The sequence below is a fragment of the Parabacteroides massiliensis genome, from assembly GCF_900155425.1.
Lineage (GTDB): Bacteria > Bacteroidota > Bacteroidia > Bacteroidales > Tannerellaceae > Parabacteroides > Parabacteroides massiliensis.
The window spans coordinates 392,474-410,535 of record NZ_LT700190.1; the positions used below are offsets into that span (position 1 = coordinate 392,474).

The 18,062-nt window shown below is 43.7% G+C and carries 25 protein-coding genes; 4 read left to right on the plus strand and 21 right to left on the minus strand.

What is annotated here, in order from left to right; translation table 11 throughout:
- Positions 1–21 precede the first annotated feature (21 nt).
- The 6 genes from mobV to BQ9893_RS08970 form a co-directional block, all read right to left on the minus strand.
- A complete protein-coding gene (gene mobV, locus BQ9893_RS08945) occupies positions 22–1,485 on the minus strand; it encodes a MobV family relaxase (protein WP_075966089.1) in 1,464 nt (487 codons plus the stop codon).
- Positions 1,486–1,712: 227 nt separating this feature from the next.
- The gene (locus BQ9893_RS08950) at positions 1,713–2,564 is read right to left on the minus strand and encodes a helix-turn-helix domain-containing protein (protein WP_081415416.1); all 852 of its coding nucleotides are present in this window, start codon (positions 2,562–2,564) and stop codon (positions 1,713–1,715) included.
- An 83-nt stretch (positions 2,565–2,647) separates the two neighbouring features.
- Positions 2,648–3,058, minus strand: coding sequence for a hypothetical protein (locus BQ9893_RS08955; protein ID WP_244155095.1), 411 nt, complete (start codon positions 3,056–3,058; stop codon positions 2,648–2,650).
- A gap of 104 nt (positions 3,059–3,162) precedes the next feature.
- Positions 3,163–3,543 carry a hypothetical protein gene (locus tag BQ9893_RS08960; RefSeq protein WP_075965721.1) on the minus strand — a complete coding sequence of 127 codons (381 nt, stop codon included), beginning with the start codon at positions 3,541–3,543 and terminating at the stop codon, positions 3,163–3,165.
- Positions 3,540–3,986: a hypothetical protein gene (locus tag BQ9893_RS08965; RefSeq protein WP_075965722.1), complete on the minus strand. Its 447-nt coding sequence runs from the start codon at positions 3,984–3,986 to the stop codon at positions 3,540–3,542. Before BQ9893_RS08965 ends, BQ9893_RS08960 begins: the two co-directional genes overlap by 4 nt.
- A 29-nt stretch (positions 3,987–4,015) precedes the next feature.
- Positions 4,016–4,954 carry a hypothetical protein gene (locus tag BQ9893_RS08970; protein WP_244155096.1) on the minus strand — a complete coding sequence of 313 codons (939 nt, stop codon included), beginning with the start codon at positions 4,952–4,954 and terminating at the stop codon, positions 4,016–4,018.
- 396 nt (positions 4,955–5,350) lie between these two features.
- Here BQ9893_RS08970 and BQ9893_RS08975 point away from each other — a divergent pair, with 396 nt between their 5' ends.
- From BQ9893_RS08975 to BQ9893_RS08985, 3 genes are all read left to right on the plus strand, one after another.
- Entirely contained in the window at positions 5,351–5,971 is a 621-nt protein-coding gene (locus tag BQ9893_RS08975; RefSeq protein ID WP_075965724.1) for a recombinase family protein, read from the plus strand.
- Positions 5,972–6,046: 75 nt separating this feature from the next.
- Positions 6,047–6,616, plus strand: coding sequence for a type IV toxin-antitoxin system AbiEi family antitoxin domain-containing protein (locus BQ9893_RS08980; RefSeq protein WP_008781715.1), 570 nt, complete (start codon positions 6,047–6,049; stop codon positions 6,614–6,616).
- Entirely contained in the window at positions 6,607–7,476 is an 870-nt protein-coding gene (locus BQ9893_RS08985) for a nucleotidyl transferase AbiEii/AbiGii toxin family protein (protein ID WP_075965725.1), read from the plus strand. The genes BQ9893_RS08980 and BQ9893_RS08985 overlap by 10 nt, the downstream gene beginning before the upstream one ends.
- A 620-nt stretch (positions 7,477–8,096) precedes the next feature.
- Here the strand turns inward: BQ9893_RS08985 and BQ9893_RS08990 are convergent.
- The 7 genes from BQ9893_RS08990 to BQ9893_RS21690 form a co-directional block, all read right to left on the minus strand.
- Positions 8,097–8,477 (minus strand): single-stranded DNA-binding protein, encoded by a 381-nt coding sequence (locus BQ9893_RS08990; protein ID WP_075965726.1) that lies wholly within the window; start codon positions 8,475–8,477, stop codon positions 8,097–8,099.
- Positions 8,478–9,274: 797 nt separating this feature from the next.
- Positions 9,275–9,562 carry an LPD28 domain-containing protein gene (locus BQ9893_RS09000; protein WP_075965727.1) on the minus strand — a complete coding sequence of 96 codons (288 nt, stop codon included), beginning with the start codon at positions 9,560–9,562 and terminating at the stop codon, positions 9,275–9,277.
- A 10-nt stretch (positions 9,563–9,572) separates the two neighbouring features.
- Positions 9,573–9,908 (minus strand): molybdenum ABC transporter ATP-binding protein, encoded by a 336-nt coding sequence (locus BQ9893_RS09005; RefSeq protein WP_075966091.1) that lies wholly within the window; start codon positions 9,906–9,908, stop codon positions 9,573–9,575.
- Between the two features lie 14 nt (positions 9,909–9,922).
- Complete coding sequence (locus BQ9893_RS09010) at positions 9,923–10,102, minus strand: hypothetical protein (protein ID WP_008771328.1); 180 nt, start codon at positions 10,100–10,102, stop codon at positions 9,923–9,925.
- Between the two features lie 20 nt (positions 10,103–10,122).
- The gene (locus BQ9893_RS09015) at positions 10,123–10,416 is read right to left on the minus strand and encodes a hypothetical protein (RefSeq protein ID WP_075965728.1); all 294 of its coding nucleotides are present in this window, start codon (positions 10,414–10,416) and stop codon (positions 10,123–10,125) included.
- A 767-nt stretch (positions 10,417–11,183) separates the two neighbouring features.
- Positions 11,184–12,152: a hypothetical protein gene (locus tag BQ9893_RS09020; protein WP_075965729.1), complete on the minus strand. Its 969-nt coding sequence runs from the start codon at positions 12,150–12,152 to the stop codon at positions 11,184–11,186.
- A 55-nt stretch (positions 12,153–12,207) separates the two neighbouring features.
- A complete protein-coding gene (locus BQ9893_RS21690; RefSeq protein WP_081415417.1) occupies positions 12,208–12,396 on the minus strand; it encodes a hypothetical protein in 189 nt (62 codons plus the stop codon).
- Positions 12,397–12,408: 12 nt separating this feature from the next.
- Between BQ9893_RS21690 and BQ9893_RS09025 the strand changes: the two genes are divergently transcribed.
- Entirely contained in the window at positions 12,409–14,064 is a 1,656-nt protein-coding gene (locus BQ9893_RS09025; protein ID WP_075965730.1) for an IS1182 family transposase, read from the plus strand.
- A 146-nt stretch (positions 14,065–14,210) separates the two neighbouring features.
- Here BQ9893_RS09025 and BQ9893_RS09030 read toward each other — a convergent pair whose 3' ends face one another.
- From BQ9893_RS09030 to BQ9893_RS09065, 8 genes are all read right to left on the minus strand, one after another.
- Positions 14,211–15,161, minus strand: coding sequence for a tyrosine-type recombinase/integrase (locus tag BQ9893_RS09030; protein WP_081415418.1), 951 nt, complete (start codon positions 15,159–15,161; stop codon positions 14,211–14,213).
- A 259-nt stretch (positions 15,162–15,420) separates the two neighbouring features.
- Complete coding sequence (locus tag BQ9893_RS09035) at positions 15,421–15,666, minus strand: hypothetical protein (protein WP_075965731.1); 246 nt, start codon at positions 15,664–15,666, stop codon at positions 15,421–15,423.
- Entirely contained in the window at positions 15,623–16,093 is a 471-nt protein-coding gene (locus BQ9893_RS09040) for a hypothetical protein (RefSeq protein WP_075965732.1), read from the minus strand. The genes BQ9893_RS09035 and BQ9893_RS09040 overlap by 44 nt, the downstream gene beginning before the upstream one ends.
- A gap of 10 nt (positions 16,094–16,103) precedes the next feature.
- Positions 16,104–16,283 (minus strand): hypothetical protein, encoded by a 180-nt coding sequence (locus tag BQ9893_RS09045; protein WP_075965733.1) that lies wholly within the window; start codon positions 16,281–16,283, stop codon positions 16,104–16,106.
- Positions 16,284–16,293: 10 nt separating this feature from the next.
- Positions 16,294–16,770, minus strand: a complete 477-nt coding sequence (locus tag BQ9893_RS09050) for a hypothetical protein (RefSeq protein WP_075965734.1) — start codon at positions 16,768–16,770, stop codon at positions 16,294–16,296.
- A 23-nt stretch (positions 16,771–16,793) separates the two neighbouring features.
- Positions 16,794–17,051, minus strand: coding sequence for a hypothetical protein (locus BQ9893_RS09055; RefSeq protein ID WP_075965735.1), 258 nt, complete (start codon positions 17,049–17,051; stop codon positions 16,794–16,796).
- Between the two features lie 195 nt (positions 17,052–17,246).
- The gene (locus BQ9893_RS09060; RefSeq protein ID WP_075965736.1) at positions 17,247–17,483 is read right to left on the minus strand and encodes a hypothetical protein; all 237 of its coding nucleotides are present in this window, start codon (positions 17,481–17,483) and stop codon (positions 17,247–17,249) included.
- A 133-nt stretch (positions 17,484–17,616) separates the two neighbouring features.
- Positions 17,617–17,982: a hypothetical protein gene (locus BQ9893_RS09065; RefSeq protein WP_122298688.1), complete on the minus strand. Its 366-nt coding sequence runs from the start codon at positions 17,980–17,982 to the stop codon at positions 17,617–17,619.
- Positions 17,983–18,062: the final 80 nt, after the last annotated feature.

Here is an 18,062-nt window from a genome sequence, read left to right on the forward strand (position 1 = left end):
CAGAAAAACATATTCTGCCGATTACCTCTTTTGCTTCTTGCCGGAAGCCGGTCGCATCATTCTGCTTGCCATCATCATGCAACGCCTTGCCCACGCACGGTTATCCTCGTCATCATCCTTTCCCCATTTAAGGTTGCTTTTACTTCCTCCACCGCCATGCGTTTCGGCAAATGTAGTGGCGTCGTTGACCATACCAAGGAAGAGGAGCGTGGCGCAGTGCATCACTTCCGCCCCTTGCTCGGTCAGGCTCTGCAACAAAGAACCGTCAAAGACGGATTGCTCCGCAGCTCCCATTTCAGCCACTCTTGCCGAATGTTCTCCAACCAATGTTTCCAGCATTACATCTTTGAGCAGCACATCCACGTTGGAATGGATTTCACGACTGTACTTATAGGCTTCGCCTTTCAGTTCCTCCGTGCGCTCGCCAATGGCATCCATGTCCCTTTTAAGGACTTCAAGCTGTTGGTCAGCCGTCCGTAGCTTATCCTGCTTGTCTTCCAGTTTCGTTTGGATAGAAGCCAGTTCTTTTTCCAACCGTTCCCTCTCGGCTATAATGGCAGCCGTATCTCCCTGATGGGATTGAAGGGTGCGTTCCAATGCCGATAGTTGGGATTCCTTTTCCGCTTTCGCTTTTCGGAGGTTATCCACCATAGAGGTCAAGCCTTTAACCCTGCGCTCTGCCAGACTTATTTCCACTTTAAGGTCTGACAATGCTTTTTTGTGTTGGACAACCTGTTCCTCTATATTGGTACATTCTTCCGAAAGGTGTCGGCGGTATTCCTCCGTGCTTCGATGTCTTGCCCCGGTTTCGGAAACATTACGTCCCCGTTCCAGTTGCCATTTTTCGTTCACTTGCGAGAGTTCATCGTGTAACATTTTCATCCTTGCAGAAAACTCATATTTGTCCTTTCCTGCAAACATCTTTTTGAACGCAAATTTCCCGTCTTGGATTGGCAATAAAGTAAGGTGCATATGCGGGGTCGTTTCATCAAGATGTACATAGCACCCGACAATGTTCTCCTCACCGAATCTTTCACTCATGAACCGGTACATATCCTTTGCCCATTCTTCTATTTCCGGTCTTCGTTGAAGCGAAGCATTGGCGGTATTGTTACCGGAACCATACACAACAGCCTGGTCTCCAAAAGCAAGCTGCCGCATTTGAAACTTCGATCCGCCCAGTATAAAATCCACGACCGTGCGAAATTTCGGTTCTGCCAAATCCGAATTGGGATCTTTTATCCCACGCCCGGCAAGGTTTTCAGCCATGCGTTCAGGAATAGACTTGTCCTTGTTTACAGGTCGCACCTTACCGCCCTTTACAATCTCGAAATTCAACCGTTCCCTCTGGCGGTCATAATTACCCTTGTCTATGGCGTGTTTCCAGCCGCTTTCCGTCCAGTTACGCTGGTGTTCGTTGCTTTGCGCGGTGGTTATGCCTTTCATCACGTTCATGTGCATCACCTGCCATGATTTTTCAGCCATATCATCCGTTTTTATCGGACAACCGATTTGCCCCAGCTTGCTGCTTGTCCGGCAACCGCTCCCACCGACCGTAATCGTGTGGGGTATTGAGTTACCCATGCTTCCCTCTGTTTGGTCAACGTGCAAGCACCGCTGCACGCTTAAAATGGCAAGCCTACAAATGTAGGGCATCACGGCTCGTCCGTGGTTATACAATAGTTTTTGACTTACAACACCGGTTGTGAAGTCTATAAAAGGGTAAAATCACGCTCCTGGCACTTTGCCCATAACGCCCTGAACGGCTGTCGAAGCGTGGCAAGCATATCCGTTTCGCTCGAACTATTGGCTGCGCCGTCGTTTCCAGCGTCCAGAATCATCTTGGCGGTTATCTTGGATGCCTCCAAAAGTGAAGTCCAGTCACCTCCCAGTTCCTTGTGAAAGAACTCCAGGAAATCGGTCGGGTCATCGAAGCGTGAGTTTCGTATGGCGCGTTTCAGTCCGGCTACGGCTACACGCTCGACAATCTCTTGGGCAAACTCCGTTTCTGCACCTGCCTTTATTGCCGGCTTGTCGCCCGAATGATCTTTGCCGGATTCATCGGCAAGCCGTTTCAGTCCGGCTTCATGATACTGTCCACAAATCTCTCCCATATCTTCGTCAGACAGATTGCCATTTATCCATTCGGACAAAGCCTTGTCCAAATCATCGGCAAGTCCGGCCCCTGTATGACCGGTATAAGAGGCAGGAGTTTCGCCACTGGAGAATGGCGCAAAAGTCACGGTAATGACCACACTCTTTGCGAACCTTGTCCGACGAATATATCCCATCTCCTCCAGTTTGTCAAGGAACGCCCTGACGGTAGCCCTGTGCCAGTGCCATTCCACCGCAAGGTCTGAAATGGTCACATGACACTCGTCAGCCTGCAACACATACTCGTGGTTCTTCAAAAAGGGAGCGATAAAACCTGCCGTTGCTTTCTCCAACAGGTCGTAGTAAGCACCGGTCTTTGTCTTCCGTTCACCGACTTTCTCTTTGAGGTAGTCGAAAAACATCATATCTGCCAATACCTGATTGGCGGCTCTATTCTTGTCTTTCATCATTTCATTTGATTTTTGTTTGACTATATGTGGATTCTATTAACCTGCCACTATCCACTTATTCGTGGCAGTCTCGCGTGATGATGTCAGTAGTAATGTTCGGACATTGTTTTTGGATTTTCTTTCAAATGCTTGCGCGTGTCTTCATCCTGCCATTCGGCTAACACACGGCAAGAGGGATAGAACATGGCGGCCAAAAGAAGAAAGGCAAGCGTGAACGCCGTGGTGTGCAGATGTGGTACCGCGCAGATGACCAATGTAATCAAGGCTGCCATAACGAATCTTTTCTTATCCTCGTGGAGTCTGCGCATCCACCTGTCGGCACGTCTGAACGAGAACAGAACGGCACAAGGTATGGTGGATATCAGAACTCCCCACTTTCCGAAGTGTCCGCCTGCATAGACATAGTGATATAGCAGGAGGAAGATAAGCATACACTGCACATAAAGTTTCCTCGCATTCTCGCTATCCGCCATTCTGAGGTAAAACTTTGCCATAAAAAACCGGTTGCTCCTGTACAATGACATGGGCAGTATAATGAGCAATGCCGGAAATAACATTTCGATGATAATCCAAATCATAATCGTAATCCTTTGTGTAATCAGTATTGTTTGAATAATGGCAGTTCGGTCAGCTCAAGTTTGACCAGCCCATAGGTGGCAATCTCTATAATGGCTTCCACATCCTTGGCTTCGAGATATGACGCCCCCTTTTTAAGCCGTGCCTTTAGCTCGTGATTCTTTTGACGATACCTTGCCAATGCATTGTCCAGCTCGTATTCGGATATGCTCCATTTCGTGCCACGCTCATAGCCATTGTGCTTATAAGTGGAACGGAGCCGGAGCATACGACACACGCAGGAAACCGGCTTGCCCCATCTGAACACGACACTTTGCCTGTATCCATATCCGTCATCCACGACTATCCAACTCCTGTACATATTGATAATGTATAGCATTTGCAGGTATATCGTCCGTCTCATATAAATTCGGCAAGCAACTCCTCCTTGGTCTTGCGGTACTTGAAATGACCGGTCTTTTCATGAAGTTTCAAGTCAAGACAGATGTCGGAACACATGAACTCCAGGGATTCATAGATGGTCACGTCAATGCGGTCAACCTTGCCGGTATCAGAAACTCTCGCGTTCATTTTGAACATCTGTCCGAAAGCCGGATTGGAATAGGCACAGGTGCTGCTGCCGAATGTCGTTGCGCTTGAAGGAATATGATGATAAAGGGTTATCAGCTCCATGTCGTCCTCGAAGATGTCCATCACTTCTTCCAGATCGTATGGGTCGGCAAGCGGAAACGAAAGAAGGACGTAATCGTCATAGAACTGTGGCTGTTCCATTGTGGTTACATCCAGCAACTGCGGAAGCTGGAGCGGCACAAAGGAGAGAAAGTCATCGTAAAAAAGTTGTAGCATAACTGTTGTGTTTAGTTGTTTCTGGTTCGTCAAATGGATGTGAGCATTATCTTGATCAGTACTCCGGACAATACCTGCCATTGGTCATTGTCCGTTCCGGCAGTCTTGTTGAGTTTGGCTATCATCTGAGGTGTCCGGTCAGCGACTGCATGAAGTGTTGTCCTTTCCATATCGGACAGAACAGCCACGCTGAAGCCATCCAAAGCAACATACGGCTGCAACAACATCCAAACGTAAGCCCTTGCCTGCGCTTCGGTCTTTACATTGCCTTGGTTGATGTCATCACGGCAAGCCAAAGCGTTGAGTATGATTCTCCGGTTGGTTCGCCTGGCTGTATATACCAAGGCATCACGATAAGAGATTTTGCCGTCTTCTGCCGATTGGAACACAGACAGGTAGCATTTTTCAGTTTCATCGGCAATGGCAGACAGGTCGGCATCGGCAAGCTCCGGAAGATGGCTCAGGAAAGAACGGAACAGCCTGTCCTCTTCCTTTATGAAAGCAAGCATTTCACTCTTGCCGCTTATTCCGGATTTCAAGGTCTTGGAAAGGAACATCCGGTATTTTTCAACGACAGCATCGGCACTGCCTTTATATGTCGGGACGGAATCCAATGGTTTGAAAAACGGCTCCGCTTCCGCAGTCAACTGCATCAGCTCCGTGTCTTGCCTGTATTGGAAAGTCTGTCCTCTGATGAGCAACACATCCGCAAAAGTTCTCGGCTTCTCCAGAGCCAAACGGGTAAATTCAATGCGCAACGAATCGTGCAATCCACGAATTTCGCTTTCGTAATTGGCGTGAATACGGTTTGCCGTGTCTTTGGCGACACAGGCAGATACCGAATCCCGAAGCGACTGCCAGTCGTTGATTTTTTCAATCAGACGGTCTGTTGGCAGGTTTGCTTCCTTTCGCACCTCGGACAGGTATGACCTGTAAGCATCGGCAGCATTTTTAACGGACTGAAACATACTGTTGCCGGTCTTTTCTCCGCATGATGCCAATGTGACAATGGCAAAACATACGGCAAGGAGTTTGACACATTGTCCATGTGTTTTTGAGTATGATTTACACTTCACACTTCTTATTATCAGCCCTATTTTCTCGTTAAATAAACCTTTAAACATGATTCCTTCGTTGAATTATGGTGGCAAAGATAAGTATAAAAGTTAGCACAATAATACTCTAAAATAAAACTTTAATCTATTTTCTTTTTCATACTTACGAGTATAATCCGCAGAACAAACAAGAGCGTAACAAGTGAAAATATAAAGTATAATAATTGAAAAATATTTTATTGAGTATGATTTTAACCGAATTAAACTTTGTATCTTTGCACTTGGTATCATTTAGCATTGAACAGCACTATGGCAAAAGTAGGTTACATATTCAAGGCAGCCGGCTATGACGGCTTCGACACTGATGTGGAGTGGATGAAGCAATACGGTTGTGTACAAGTGATTGAGGAGGAAAACGGACACGAGAAACTGCGTCCACAATGGAAACAGCTTATGGCAAGTATGGAACGGGGAGACGAAATCGTACTTACTAAATTCAGCAACGCCCTGCGTGGTTCTCGTGAACTGGCGGCATTCATCGAGTTCTGCCGTGTAAAGGTGGTGCGGATTATCTCCATTCACGACAAGGTTGACAGTCGTGGTGACCTGTTCCCTGAAACCAAGGCTGCGGATGTGTTGGAGATATTCGGTTCGCTTCCGGAGGAGTGTGCAGCATTGCGAAAGGCTTCAGCGCATATCATCCAACTAAAGCAGAACATAAACCAGCCGTCCAAAGAGAAAAACATCAGCAAGGCGGAAAGGGAGAAAACTATCGTGGCGATGTACAACAACGGGCATTCAATAGATGACATCTGGAAAGTAAGCGGATTCAGCAGCCGCAGCTCCGTGTTCCGCATCCTAAACAAATACGGAGTTTCGCTCAATCGAGGTAAGTTCAGCGGCCCGCTGGGAAAACGTAAACCGAAATAAGAATAAAGTAAACTATAAAACATACTGCATATTTGAGAAAAAGCAGTATCTTTGCAAGGTAAATATGTTCGGCATATGTGTATTACAGACAAACTCAAAGAAGAAGGCTTCGTCTCGACTAAGAATTTGAGCGACTGGCAAGAACAACAGTTGCAGGATGCTGTCCGTAAAGGCGAAGCGGTAAGGCTCAAAAACGGCATATATGCAGACATTGATGCCTTGGCAAATACCATGGTGGATATACGGATGATAGTCCCCGGTGGCATACTATGCCTTTGGTCGGCATGGTCTGTTTATAATTTGACGACACAGATACCCAATGCTTACTATATAGCCATTGAACGAACACGAAAGATCGTTCTGCCTGATTATCCGGAATTTCAACTGGTTTATCAATCCGACAATCTGCTCTCTATCGGGGCAACCCGAAAAAATGTGCAAGGATACGATATTCCTATCTTTGATATGGAACGTTCTGTATGCGATGCAATCAAATACAGAAACAAAGTCGGCATTGATGTAATGGCAGAAATCCTCCAAACTTATCTAAGACGTCCGGACAAAAATATCTCACGGCTGATGGATTACGCATCAAAGTTAAGAATACGCAAAACACTGAATCAATATCTTGAAGTATGGCAATAAAAGAAATACATAATTTCGGCTGTTCGGTAAAAGCCAAATTGTTGAATATCTCACGGAATGAGAAACTTGGGTACCAGATGTTGGTGACAAGATACCTCCAGGAGCGTTTGCTCTATCGTTTGTCGATAAGCCAGTACCACGACCATTTCTTCCTGAAAGGTGGAGCCTTGTTGTATGCGCATGAACGCTTTATGGCAAGGCCTACATTGGATATTGATTTTATGGGGCATCATATTGACAATGACAAGGAGAATGTTAAAAAGGTGTTTGCCGAGATTTGTGCGATTCCATACCAACAAGACGGGGTGACATTTTATACAGAAACTCTGAGAACCGAAGACATTGCCGTTGAAAAGAGATATCCGGGTGTAAGGCTCACGCTGGGTGCCTCCATTGATACCATTCGCCAAGACGTATCAATGGATATCGGATTTGGAGACGTGATAACTCCATGCCCTTCCGAACTGGATTATCCAAATTTAATTGACGGATTCCCGACAACTAACATTTTGGCATATTCATTAGAAACCGTCATCGCCGAAAAGTTTCAAACTGTGATTGTAAGAGCGGAAGCCAACAGCAGGATGAAAGATTTTTACGACCTATACACTATTTTACACGGAGGGAAATATGACAGTGAGATATTAAGTGAGGCCATTAACGCCACTTTTGAAAATCGCAAGACTGTCTATACGGACAATCATATTGTATTCAGCAATGATTTTGCCAACAATACGGACTTAAACACACGATGGAACTCGTTTGTCAAGAAACTTAAACTCCAACAAGAACTGACTTTTCCTGAAGTTGTAGGTTTCCTACAAACCAAGCTCGAACCTTATTGGGAGAAACTGAAATAGCCACATATTGCATTGATATTTAACATTATATATTCGTCCATGTCGTGATTTTTTCGTATCTTTACAAGTATTAATCAGAAATAAATCAGTGATATGGGAGACGTAATCATTACAGTATTGGGATTGTGGGTGTTCATCAAAATCGTGAAAGTGATATTCGGAGGCTGGAGCAAAAGCGACTACCAGCGGGACAGGTAAGATTCAACCAACAGAATGCAGCCTATGACAGTCATTCATGTCTGGCATAGCGAGGGACTTAAAAATCAGTATTTAATTCTCCCTCTTGTCGAAAATATCAACCCAAGCAAAGGGCGGGCAGTAAACGAGTTTCTTCTGCAAGCCCGATAAATAACAAAATGTTTTGACTGCCGGGATAAAACGAAGTCTTGGAGCGGTTGGCAAATCTTTTTGTATCGGGCGATTTCGGCAGAGTGTCTTGCGAAAGAGGAGCAACGTGCAACATTGCGCAGCCGAGCAAGTCTCTCGAAGAAAAATAGAAGAAGCCGTTTACGGGATGGGTGAAAACTTATAATGGGCAACCCATAGATGTATAACAGGTAAACATACGAGCAAAAACAAAAGCGACCGAAGCCGCTTTGTTTGTCGGAACGAGGCAGGAGTTATTTCTTGCCTTTTTTCGTTTTCTTTTCCGGCTCCGCAGGAGTTTCCTCCTTGTCGGGAGTCTGGTAGAACTTGTTAGCGACCATGACGATGCGGTTGTGTTTCACGCCGTCCTTGTTAATCCATTCTTCGGGTTTGAAGTAGCCCTCCACTGTGAGCAGGGTACCCTTGGTGATTTGGGCAAGCGAATCGGTGTTTGCGTTGTTGCGCCAGGCTTCCACGTTGATGAAAGCGGACACACGTTTTGTTTCCTCGCCACTCTTCTCCTGACGGCTTACTGCCAATGAGAAGCGTGCCACGCTTGCGTTTGCGAACTGACGGATTTCTGCGTCCTTACCTACGAATCCTGATACTGCGAAATTGTTCTCAATCTGTTTCATGTTACAATGCTTTAAGTTGTTAATTAAATTATTTTTACGCTGCCAATATAAGTGAGTGCAGTTACAGGGTTGCGACAAGGTTAGCAATCAAATACTCTTTATTTTTGTCAGCGTAAGCCGTCAAAACCTCCGGCCCGATAAAGGAAGATTTGTGAAGCTACACCATTGACCAAGGCTTTCAGCCGTACCCGGCTGCATACTAACTTTGCAACGGAAAAATGAGGAATAACACGACCAAAAGCAGTAACGATATGGATTGGTGAATAAACAAGTGAGCGAGGTTCGCAGACAAAGGACAGCATCCGTCCGCAGACACAAAGTTTCAGGTACGCTTCGGCTGTAAATCCAAAAGAAGCAGAGGGATGAAGCGAGGGGTCAAGTATGTCCTCTCAATGTGGATGCCGTAATACAGAATCAGTTATGACGCTGCACAGCCAAAAGTATTTTGCTATGGAAGGGATATCCGAAGAACAGAATGGCACACGACGATCGCGGAAAACAGCATCAGAATAGCCGCGTTCTACCTTACCGACAGAACGGGAGAAATCAAAGCAAAGAAAACAATGGCAAGAAGTCCGGTGCTCGTTGAACATAGCAGCCCGGTCGCCATTGCGAAATATGAAATACCATATATACAAAAGGAGACTTGACAGTCAAAGATGAGTATATAAGAGGAAGAACGGCTTGCCTTGCAAGCCCCAATTATAAAAGTTGGTGCCATTGGATATGTATTTCCAAAAGGCGCGGACACAGCAATGTGGAGCATTGCCTCACATTGCCATTCTGCCAGATATCGGTCAGTTCAGGTATGACCATTCTGTTATCTCCAGTTCCTCGCCACAGGGGAAATTAATGATAGGGTCACAAATGAACGTGCCACAGAAATTGACTACTACACAGCCGTTTTTCAGAGAGGCAGGTTCACTCCAATCATCGTCCGTATGTCGGATATGATACCACAGTTTACCCTTGGGCAAGGTTTCGGTGGCAATCCGCAAATCAATAAATTCGCCCTCAATGGTATTGCCATTCGCCAAAGTCAGAAGCATAGGCGATTTGCTTTCTTTTCTGTAATCGTACAGCATAATCTTTCTTTTAATCTGTTATCTCAATTATTTCATCAATCCGACCGCAAAGGAATGTCCGTAAAGCGGTCTTGTCCACAGCATAGTATTCGGCTATATGTCCGTATTGCTTGACAAAGTAGCATTTCAGTATGTCCGAGAAGTCGAAGCGGTAGCCCATAAGTGGCACTGACCTTTTGAAATAGGTGTTGCTGTTCACGCTGTCCGTAAGCCAATTCTTCTGTTGTCGGCTCATTGGCGTACCCTCATTGAGTTGCACTCTCAATTGATAGACCTTGCTGTCTTGCAGGGTTGAAAGTTCGGGAATATCCCAATCCACAAACCTTGTCGCTATCGGTGTCACCATAAAGCAATCCTCCATTAGTCATAGATTAACACTTCATCCCGGTATTCCACCACCTCCTTGCCGTTGGTGAGCCTTACCACTATCTCGTTGCCGTAGTCTCCCACGACTTCACCCTCTGTATGCCCCTTATAAGGAGTCAGTAATGTGCATAAGCACCCGATAATGTCCGTATCTTGTTCGTCCTCGTAATACATAATCAGTGAGTTTTTAAGGGTTATCGGTATGACCATTCTCCATTAGAGAATACTTGAAAGTTCACATACTCGTTACATAGTTCGTGTGTCAGCACTCGAATGTAGATATTGCCTTTGTCCTCCAAAAGAGAAATCATCTTGTTTATCTCTTTTTCGGGATAGTCCCATTTTGACGAAAACTCGCCCTCGATACTATCTTCCGACCTGTCAAGGTAACAGTCGCAAAATGTGTCTTCCAAAAAGTTCTCCACCCTATCAAGGTCTTTCTCGTTCTCCGTACTTGCGTAGAAGATGTTAGTCGCATAATTTGCCATAATCGCTTTTGATTTGATTTTTTACTTTTCCCTCTGTTAGCATCAGCTACTTTCGGGTTTGATTAAAATTATGTCGCTTTGCAAGGTGTCCCGGCTCTTCCTGCAAGGCTTCACAGACAAAATACGACCTCAGTTGAAAACCGAGTGTGGAGATTTTGGCTTGAACCGATAGGCTTGACCTTGCAAGGAAGAATGACGGGATATATACCTTTGCGACACAATTCTTATCAGCCAACCCGAAAGACGATGTGAAACATGAAGAGAATAGTCTGCCCTTGTTATAACAGTTGAATTTAGAACAGGAGAGTCGCTTTACTCAAAAGACGAATTACAAAGGGAGGATATGGAGAATACAGCCAAAATAGATTTTCTATTGGCTGGCGAAAAGAAAAAGGATTGAATCGTCATAATTCAATCCGTCCACTCTCTTTGTCTATATATACAAAGGATAAATAAACTATTTATGTGTATTACGGAATGGCAATGTCTGCAAAGCGAAACACCGAAATACCAGACATCAGGATAACAAGTCTTGATGCGATAATTTTTTTTCTTTTGGTCAGCAACCAATAATACGAGGTCACGAAAGCGTGAAAACAGAATAATGAAAACAATAACCAAGCATCTGAAAAGAACGGAAACGCTATGTGAAAACAACAGAAAACAACAATTAACAAGTACTTTATATTGGGTGAGATTTGTTTCTTATTTGTTACTTGATGAAGTAATAATAATTCTTTATGTATTATGTTTCAATATGTTATGTATTATATAGTTTTTACTCGGTAAGTAATATCACATAGGAGCTGTGCGGTAGGCTGTGATACCAGTCCCCAACCTTTGATCTTGTCCCATTCAAAATATTCTAAAGAGCGTTTGCATTTTGAAAGCTGGATAAAATAATCCTCTCGCATCATATTCAAAGGAATTTCCAATATAGTTTCTGGAAATTTCAATATCCTTTTCATCAGATTTTCATGTTGATAAAATCCGAACTCCTTTAACTTCTCAGGGCTAAAGCGATCAGAAATATTCTCTTTATGTTCAAAGGCAAGATCGAACAGACGCTTGTCGAACAGATTCCGGACATGTTCGCTATCTGCAACGTACAACCCAAATTTGTTACTGCCTTCCTTCAATATCTCTTCCAAAATTTTGTATGTCATCATACCTGCCGGAAAGGAACATAGATCAATACCACGACGGACGCATTCAATAAAATAGTCCTCGGTCTGTTCGCTATCCGGAACCATACCATAATATAACTGTTTGTTGAACACAGCCTCTTTTGCCTTTTCCCAGCTGCCATATTTTTGTAATGTTTCGTCTAACTCTTCCTCATGCTTCTTTTCAAACCCATCTATAATTTTGATAATATCATCTACAGAATGGATGGCAATACGCCTACGGTCATAAGTATAGAACAAAGCTTCATAAAATTCAAATTTCAGATTCCCATACATCTGCTTCTTGCTATGCATGTAATCTTGAAATACCAATATGCCTGGGTCTAAACCCAAAGTACGGTAATTACTAGTTTTGAACACTATACCCCTAGGTTCTGTTATTTTGTTCACCTCTTTCATAATCTGGGACAGCATATCGCTCCAGTGGGGAAACTTCATATCTTTCAATCGTTGTTCCAAGTGAGCAATTCTATTTCTCACATCTGTTCTTTCATTGTCATATGTTTCTTCTTTGGCTCTTTGCTCTTTTACTAGTTCATCTATATTCATAAGGCTGGGTGTTTAATTGTTTACTGACGTAAAGTTACTGAAAATGAGGTGTGAATCACACTAAAAGGCAGGGATTAAAAACCAGAGGATACACATCATACATTTCCATATAAGCGCCCATATCAATCGGGGCAACAAAAGAAGGTGTGTCAAAAAGCACACCTTCTTGTTGTTTATGCACAAAGCCCCGACTTTCACAAGCTGGGGCTTTGTTATTACCTAAAGATTTTGTATCTTTAAGCATACAAATTTTACTATGGCAAAGATACATTATCGTCCTTACATCCCCAATCAAACAGTGCTATTTCCTCAAAGAATTGATGAGGATATTGCAGAAAACGATCCGGTGCGCATGGTTGACGCTCTGGTTGAAAGCTTGAATCTTGAAAGTTTCAGGAAGTTATATAAAGAATGCGGTCGTAGCCCTTACCATCCCAAAATGATGCTCAAGGTCATTCTGTATGCCTACATGAACAACATCTACTCCTGCCGGAAAATAGAGAAACTCCTTCATCGTGACATTCATTATATCTGGCTTGCCGGATATGAGAAACCGGATTTCATTACCATCAACCGTTTCCGCAACCGTGTGAAGAAGGAAATCAACGAGGTGTTTACCCAAACCGTACTTCTGCTCTCTTCCAAAGGCTTCATCAGTCTGAATGTGGAATACATTGACGGAACAAAGATTGAGTCCAGGTCCAACAAGTACACTTTCGTCTGGAGAAAAACGGTTGAGCGGAACCGTGAACGCCTAATGAAGAAGATACACGTCCTGTTAGGGCAGATAGACGATGTCATCGTCCAGGAGAAATCATCGGAAAGTAATGAGGAAGCCAGATTCACTCCGGCTATGCTGACCGAAATGGCGGGAGAGTTGCGTCATGCACTTGAACAGGTTCCAGAGCCTTCCACCAAAGAGGCAAAGACTGAGCTGAAAAAGAAACGCAAACAACTGAAGGAGTTGGAAGAACACAGAGATAAACTGCAGGAATACGACAATCATCTGGATACTCTGCAGGACCGGAACTCCTATTCCAAAACAGACAAGGACGCTACTTTTATGAGAATGAAGGAAGATGCCATGCGCAATGGTCAGACGAAGCCCGGTTACAATCTTCAGATTGGTACCGAGAACCAGTTCATTACTGATTTTGCATTCTTCCCGAACCCTACGGATACACTGACCATGATACCTTTCCTAAAATCCTTTTCAGACAGATATGACAGGGCAGCGCATACGGTGGTTGCCGATTCCGGCTATGGTTCTGAGGAGAACTACCGCTTCATGTCAGAAAATGGCATGGAAGCCTACGTCAAATACAACTACTTCCACATGGAACAGCGGCCGAGATTCAAACCGGATCCGTTCAAGGCAGAAAACTTCTACTACAATGAAGAACATGACTATTGTATCTGCCCCATGGGACAAAGGATGCAGAGGATAGGGACCAGACATCAGAAAACTGCATCTGGATATGTAAGCGAAAATGCCAGGTACAGAGCTATCAGATGTGAAGGCTGTCCGCTAAGATGCCGATGTTTTAAAGCAAAAGGAAACAGAACGATAGAACTGAATCACAGGCTCAGAAGATACAAGCAGAAAGCCAAAGAGTTGCTCTGTTCCGAGGAAGGGCTGAAACATAGAAAACAAAGATGTATAGAACCGGAAGCTGTGTTCGGACAAATAAAATACAATATGAACTACCAACGTTTCCGTCATTTTGGAAAGGATAAGGTTTTCATGGACTTTTGCTTCTTTGCCATGGCCTTCAATATAAAGAAAATGTGTGCTAAAATGAAAGAAGAAGGTATAAACTGGCTGATTAAACTGTTTCATGAGCTTACAGCTGCTCTATTTAGATGCTGGGAACACATAAACCGAAGTAATAGTCAAAATATCGCAGCTTAAAGAAGAGTAACTGATTTTTATAGCTAACGAAAAAAGAAGGGGGTGCATCGTGCATTACGACACACCCCCGACACACATAAAATAGAAAGCCAATGAATAATACCGAGTGTCTGATATTAGTTATTGTTCAGTGTTTCTACATTCCTTTATAGGGAGTCAAGAATATTCTTGTTCGCTTTGTCTGACTGAGACGTTTCAATCGTCGCCAGATAGCTCAAAGTGGTGTTCTCGGAATTCTGCCCCAGAGCTTCGCAGATAACCGGTATGGGTATGTTCATGTTCTTGGCTGTCAAAGCCCATGCGTGCCGGGCCATATTTGTTTGTAAGGGCACATCCAGATTTAGCATCAGCCCTATTCTTTTCAACCTTGTATTGATGGCGTGAAGTATATTTGTGTATTCTTTCCTGTTGACACTCACTGGCTCGCTGATAATAGGCAACAGAAAAGGAGTTTCATGCTTGGCGTATTTGGCTACGATGTCTGCCATTGGCTTTTCCCATTTGATTGACAGTATCTTGTTCGACTCTCTGGGATGATACGTCAGGAAACCGTTTTTCAAATCCTCCTTTTTCAGGTTGGCGATATCTATAAAAGACATGCCACGGGTATAGAAACTGAACATGAAAATATCCCTTGCAAAATCCAGACGGGGATCAGCGGACAGATCTAAGTCGCGTATTCTCCTGATTGTATCCAAAGGAACGGCAAATCTTACCACCTCCTTGGAACCGGTATAGACATTGCTGAAAGGCTGCTGTTGTTCCAATACACCTTTGGCAACAGCCTGATTGTACATTGACCGCAGATTTCTCATATAGAACGACATCGTGTTAAGGCAAATGCCGTTTCTCTGGAGCCATTCACCGTATTTACCAACCAGCCCGCTACCCATCTCTTCCAGCCCGTTACGATCTGTTTCTTTCAAGAACCGCTCGAAACTGTTCAAAGCGGTCTGGTATGTCTCGACCGTTCTTGTCTTGCCGGCAAGTTTGGTCTCACCGACCAGCTTGTGAGCAAAAGCAAGGAAGTGAAAGTTTGCCGCCGGTTTGAAGCATAATTCAATGATCTGATCGACGGTATAATCCGCTTCTGCCATTTCAGTGCAGCAAAAACCTTTTTGAAAGTGGCTAACTTTTCTGATAAGTCCTTGAACGCCTCCCTCAGATATTCTTTCCGTTCAGAATCTGTATTTTCAGGTATGACAATACATGCAAAAGAATCATGCCATTCATCCGGATATACATTGTATCCGGACGGGACATGCCTTATTTCATTCCTGTAAATAAACTGAAAATGGACTGATCCTTTCTTCCCCTTGGAAGAAGAGGGACGGAACTTAAGTTTGACTCCCATCTTTACTGTATGTTTAGGTTAATGAAATCCACCACTTTCTCCAGTTTGCCTGATGCAAACAAACGGTTATGCAGAACTCTCCTGCCTTCTTTCCATTCATGAAACAATTCATAATAAGGAGGCTTGAGAGTCCTGTCTATCTTAATCCGGTACAGGTTCGTGTTGAACTCAGTGACCAGATTCTCTATATTCTTGTCCGATTCGTCAGGATCGGTGACAAATACCAGTTTTTCTGTTGTGAGTATCATTTCTTGTTTCATAGCATGTTACACAAAACAACCCGCTGGGAGTGTTGTAGCATGGTTCACCGGGTTTGAATACCTTTCCACACCGCTTGCACTTCGGGCGTGTATCCAGTGGCTTCAAAGAATCGCGGTAAGACAACCTCTCTGTATTGGGAATCCCCACTACCGCAATCGTATCAAGGTCCAGACCGATCTCCTTGGCTTTCTTGCCAGCTGCGATAATGACATCGCGCCATGACTTGAAGCAGTTCGTCAGATCACCTTCATCGTAATTATACCAACGATCCGGATTCTTGTCTATTTCTTCTTGGGTGATGGGACGCTTCAATTCGATAAACTCCGAGCTTATCACATGAAGCGATCCGTAGTAATGTGTGGCTTCCACACAACTTCCTCTGAAAGTACTTATGTTGACTATTGCTTCTACCATGATTGTTTGTTTATTTCATCCTGTTTTTGATTTCTTCCAACACACTGATATTGATGGTTGCCATTTCGCTTTTATCTGTTGCTTGAAGTTTGGCAAAGCTGTACTTATGATCAACGGATATGACGTTCATGTCGATTCCGGCAACCCTAATAGATTCACCTACACTGATAGAGGTTTGTATGGTTTTCATAACGGTTTCTTTAATATTCGAATATTGTTTCTTCTTCGTAAATGTCCATACCCTCAGGTTCGTCCTGCTGCATAAACTCGAAATAGGTATGACAGAACTCATGCAGAGAGTTCTGTATCTCACAGATTGCTTCTACTGAGAGTTTGTTCGCCGGAATAATATATTCGTCCGGTTGGTTAAACCAGAGTTTTCCGTCATCTATGAACACACGATAGACCGGCTGCGGGTCTTTTAACGGATCCGGTTGTGCCACCGGATAGTCCAGTGAACCGCCCATATAGAGGCTGAATCGCTCGTTTTCCACCAGCTCCTTGAAGCTGAAGGACTCATTAGGGAAGGAATGTACCAAAGAGTGCAAACTCTTAAGCATTGACTTCTTCAACCGATGGAGTTGATCGCCTGCATCTTTATTGGAGTCCGCAATTCTCTCAACGAGATTCATCACCGATTTTTCGGTCATTCTTTCAAAAGTTAAAGTATTCCCCATTGTATTATTGTTTAATATTCTACTTAGTCTATTCCACCTACGATATACACTGTATCGTTGTGCTTGCTGAACTGCATGATGGGCTGTCCTTCCTTTATGACTGGATCTTCATCCGTCCCTTCATATTTGATAGCCGAGATGGATACCTTTTTCTCCTGTCTATAAGCCAAACGGACTGCCTGTTCCCGCATCGCCTGCCAATCATCGGAGCATACAAATTCCCCTTCCATGAACAAACCGAAGCAACTGCCGGTGAAATCTTTGATTTTTATTGTTTCCATTGCCTTTCCTATTATCTTTATACAAAGATAACTATTTAATCTTTTGATATATACATTGTTAAATGTATTCTGTGTGTAAGGTTAGGGATAATACTTCTCCATTTAAGCGCCCTCCCTTCACGGAAAATAACCCGGAAGCCGCTGCTCCCGGTCAAGGTCAACAAAGGATCAGGCGGTTTCCCACCCAATATATCGTCAGTCAGGCAATTTTACTTTCTCTGGTTCCTGTTCCTGAAAATCATTAAAATCGGGAAGGACATTGGTTTCCAAATCCTTGATAAATTCGGGAACACAACCCAAGCGTTTTGCTTCGGCGAGATATGCATTCAACGCTGCCATTGCACACTTGTCTGAACCGGTCAGAACAAACACGGGTATTTCTTGAGTTAAGCACCGGATAAGGAGCTTTTTAGAATCTTTCGTTGCTGCCATAGCTATTATTTTGGTTAAAATTTTGTTTTTCAATTATGGAGCAAAGATAACTCATTCTTTTGAAATAGGCTACCTTTGCGTTATAATATTCAATAATATTCATATCTTTTTTAGCGATTGGAACTCCAAAGGATCACATAAAGCATATACAATTTACAATTGAAAATCCGTGCTTGTTGAAATCGCACAAACTTGACAGTTCATCGAGATCTTTGCAGGTATAAATGGAGTCAATTCCATATGTCTTGTCCGCGATGCCAGTCTTGCCAATCTTGATATATACATTTACGCCTTTCATGCCGTCCTTCTTCATCACGTCACAGTGGAGATAGCCCGGCTCGCGTTTGTTGGATCCCTTAAAGGACTTGTATAATTCCTGTAGGGTTTCTTTGGTGTCATCCACATCCGTGAGAAGGCAATATTCATTGCAATCCCAGCAAGCCTCATATTCCAAGGATTCGTCTGAAAAATGATGGATCTCACCAGTGTTAGGATTCATCCATACCTCGCAAATTATGTTTGTGCTTCCGCACTTTGTACAAATAATCTTCATAGCCTTTTTTTGTTATCAGCTGATTT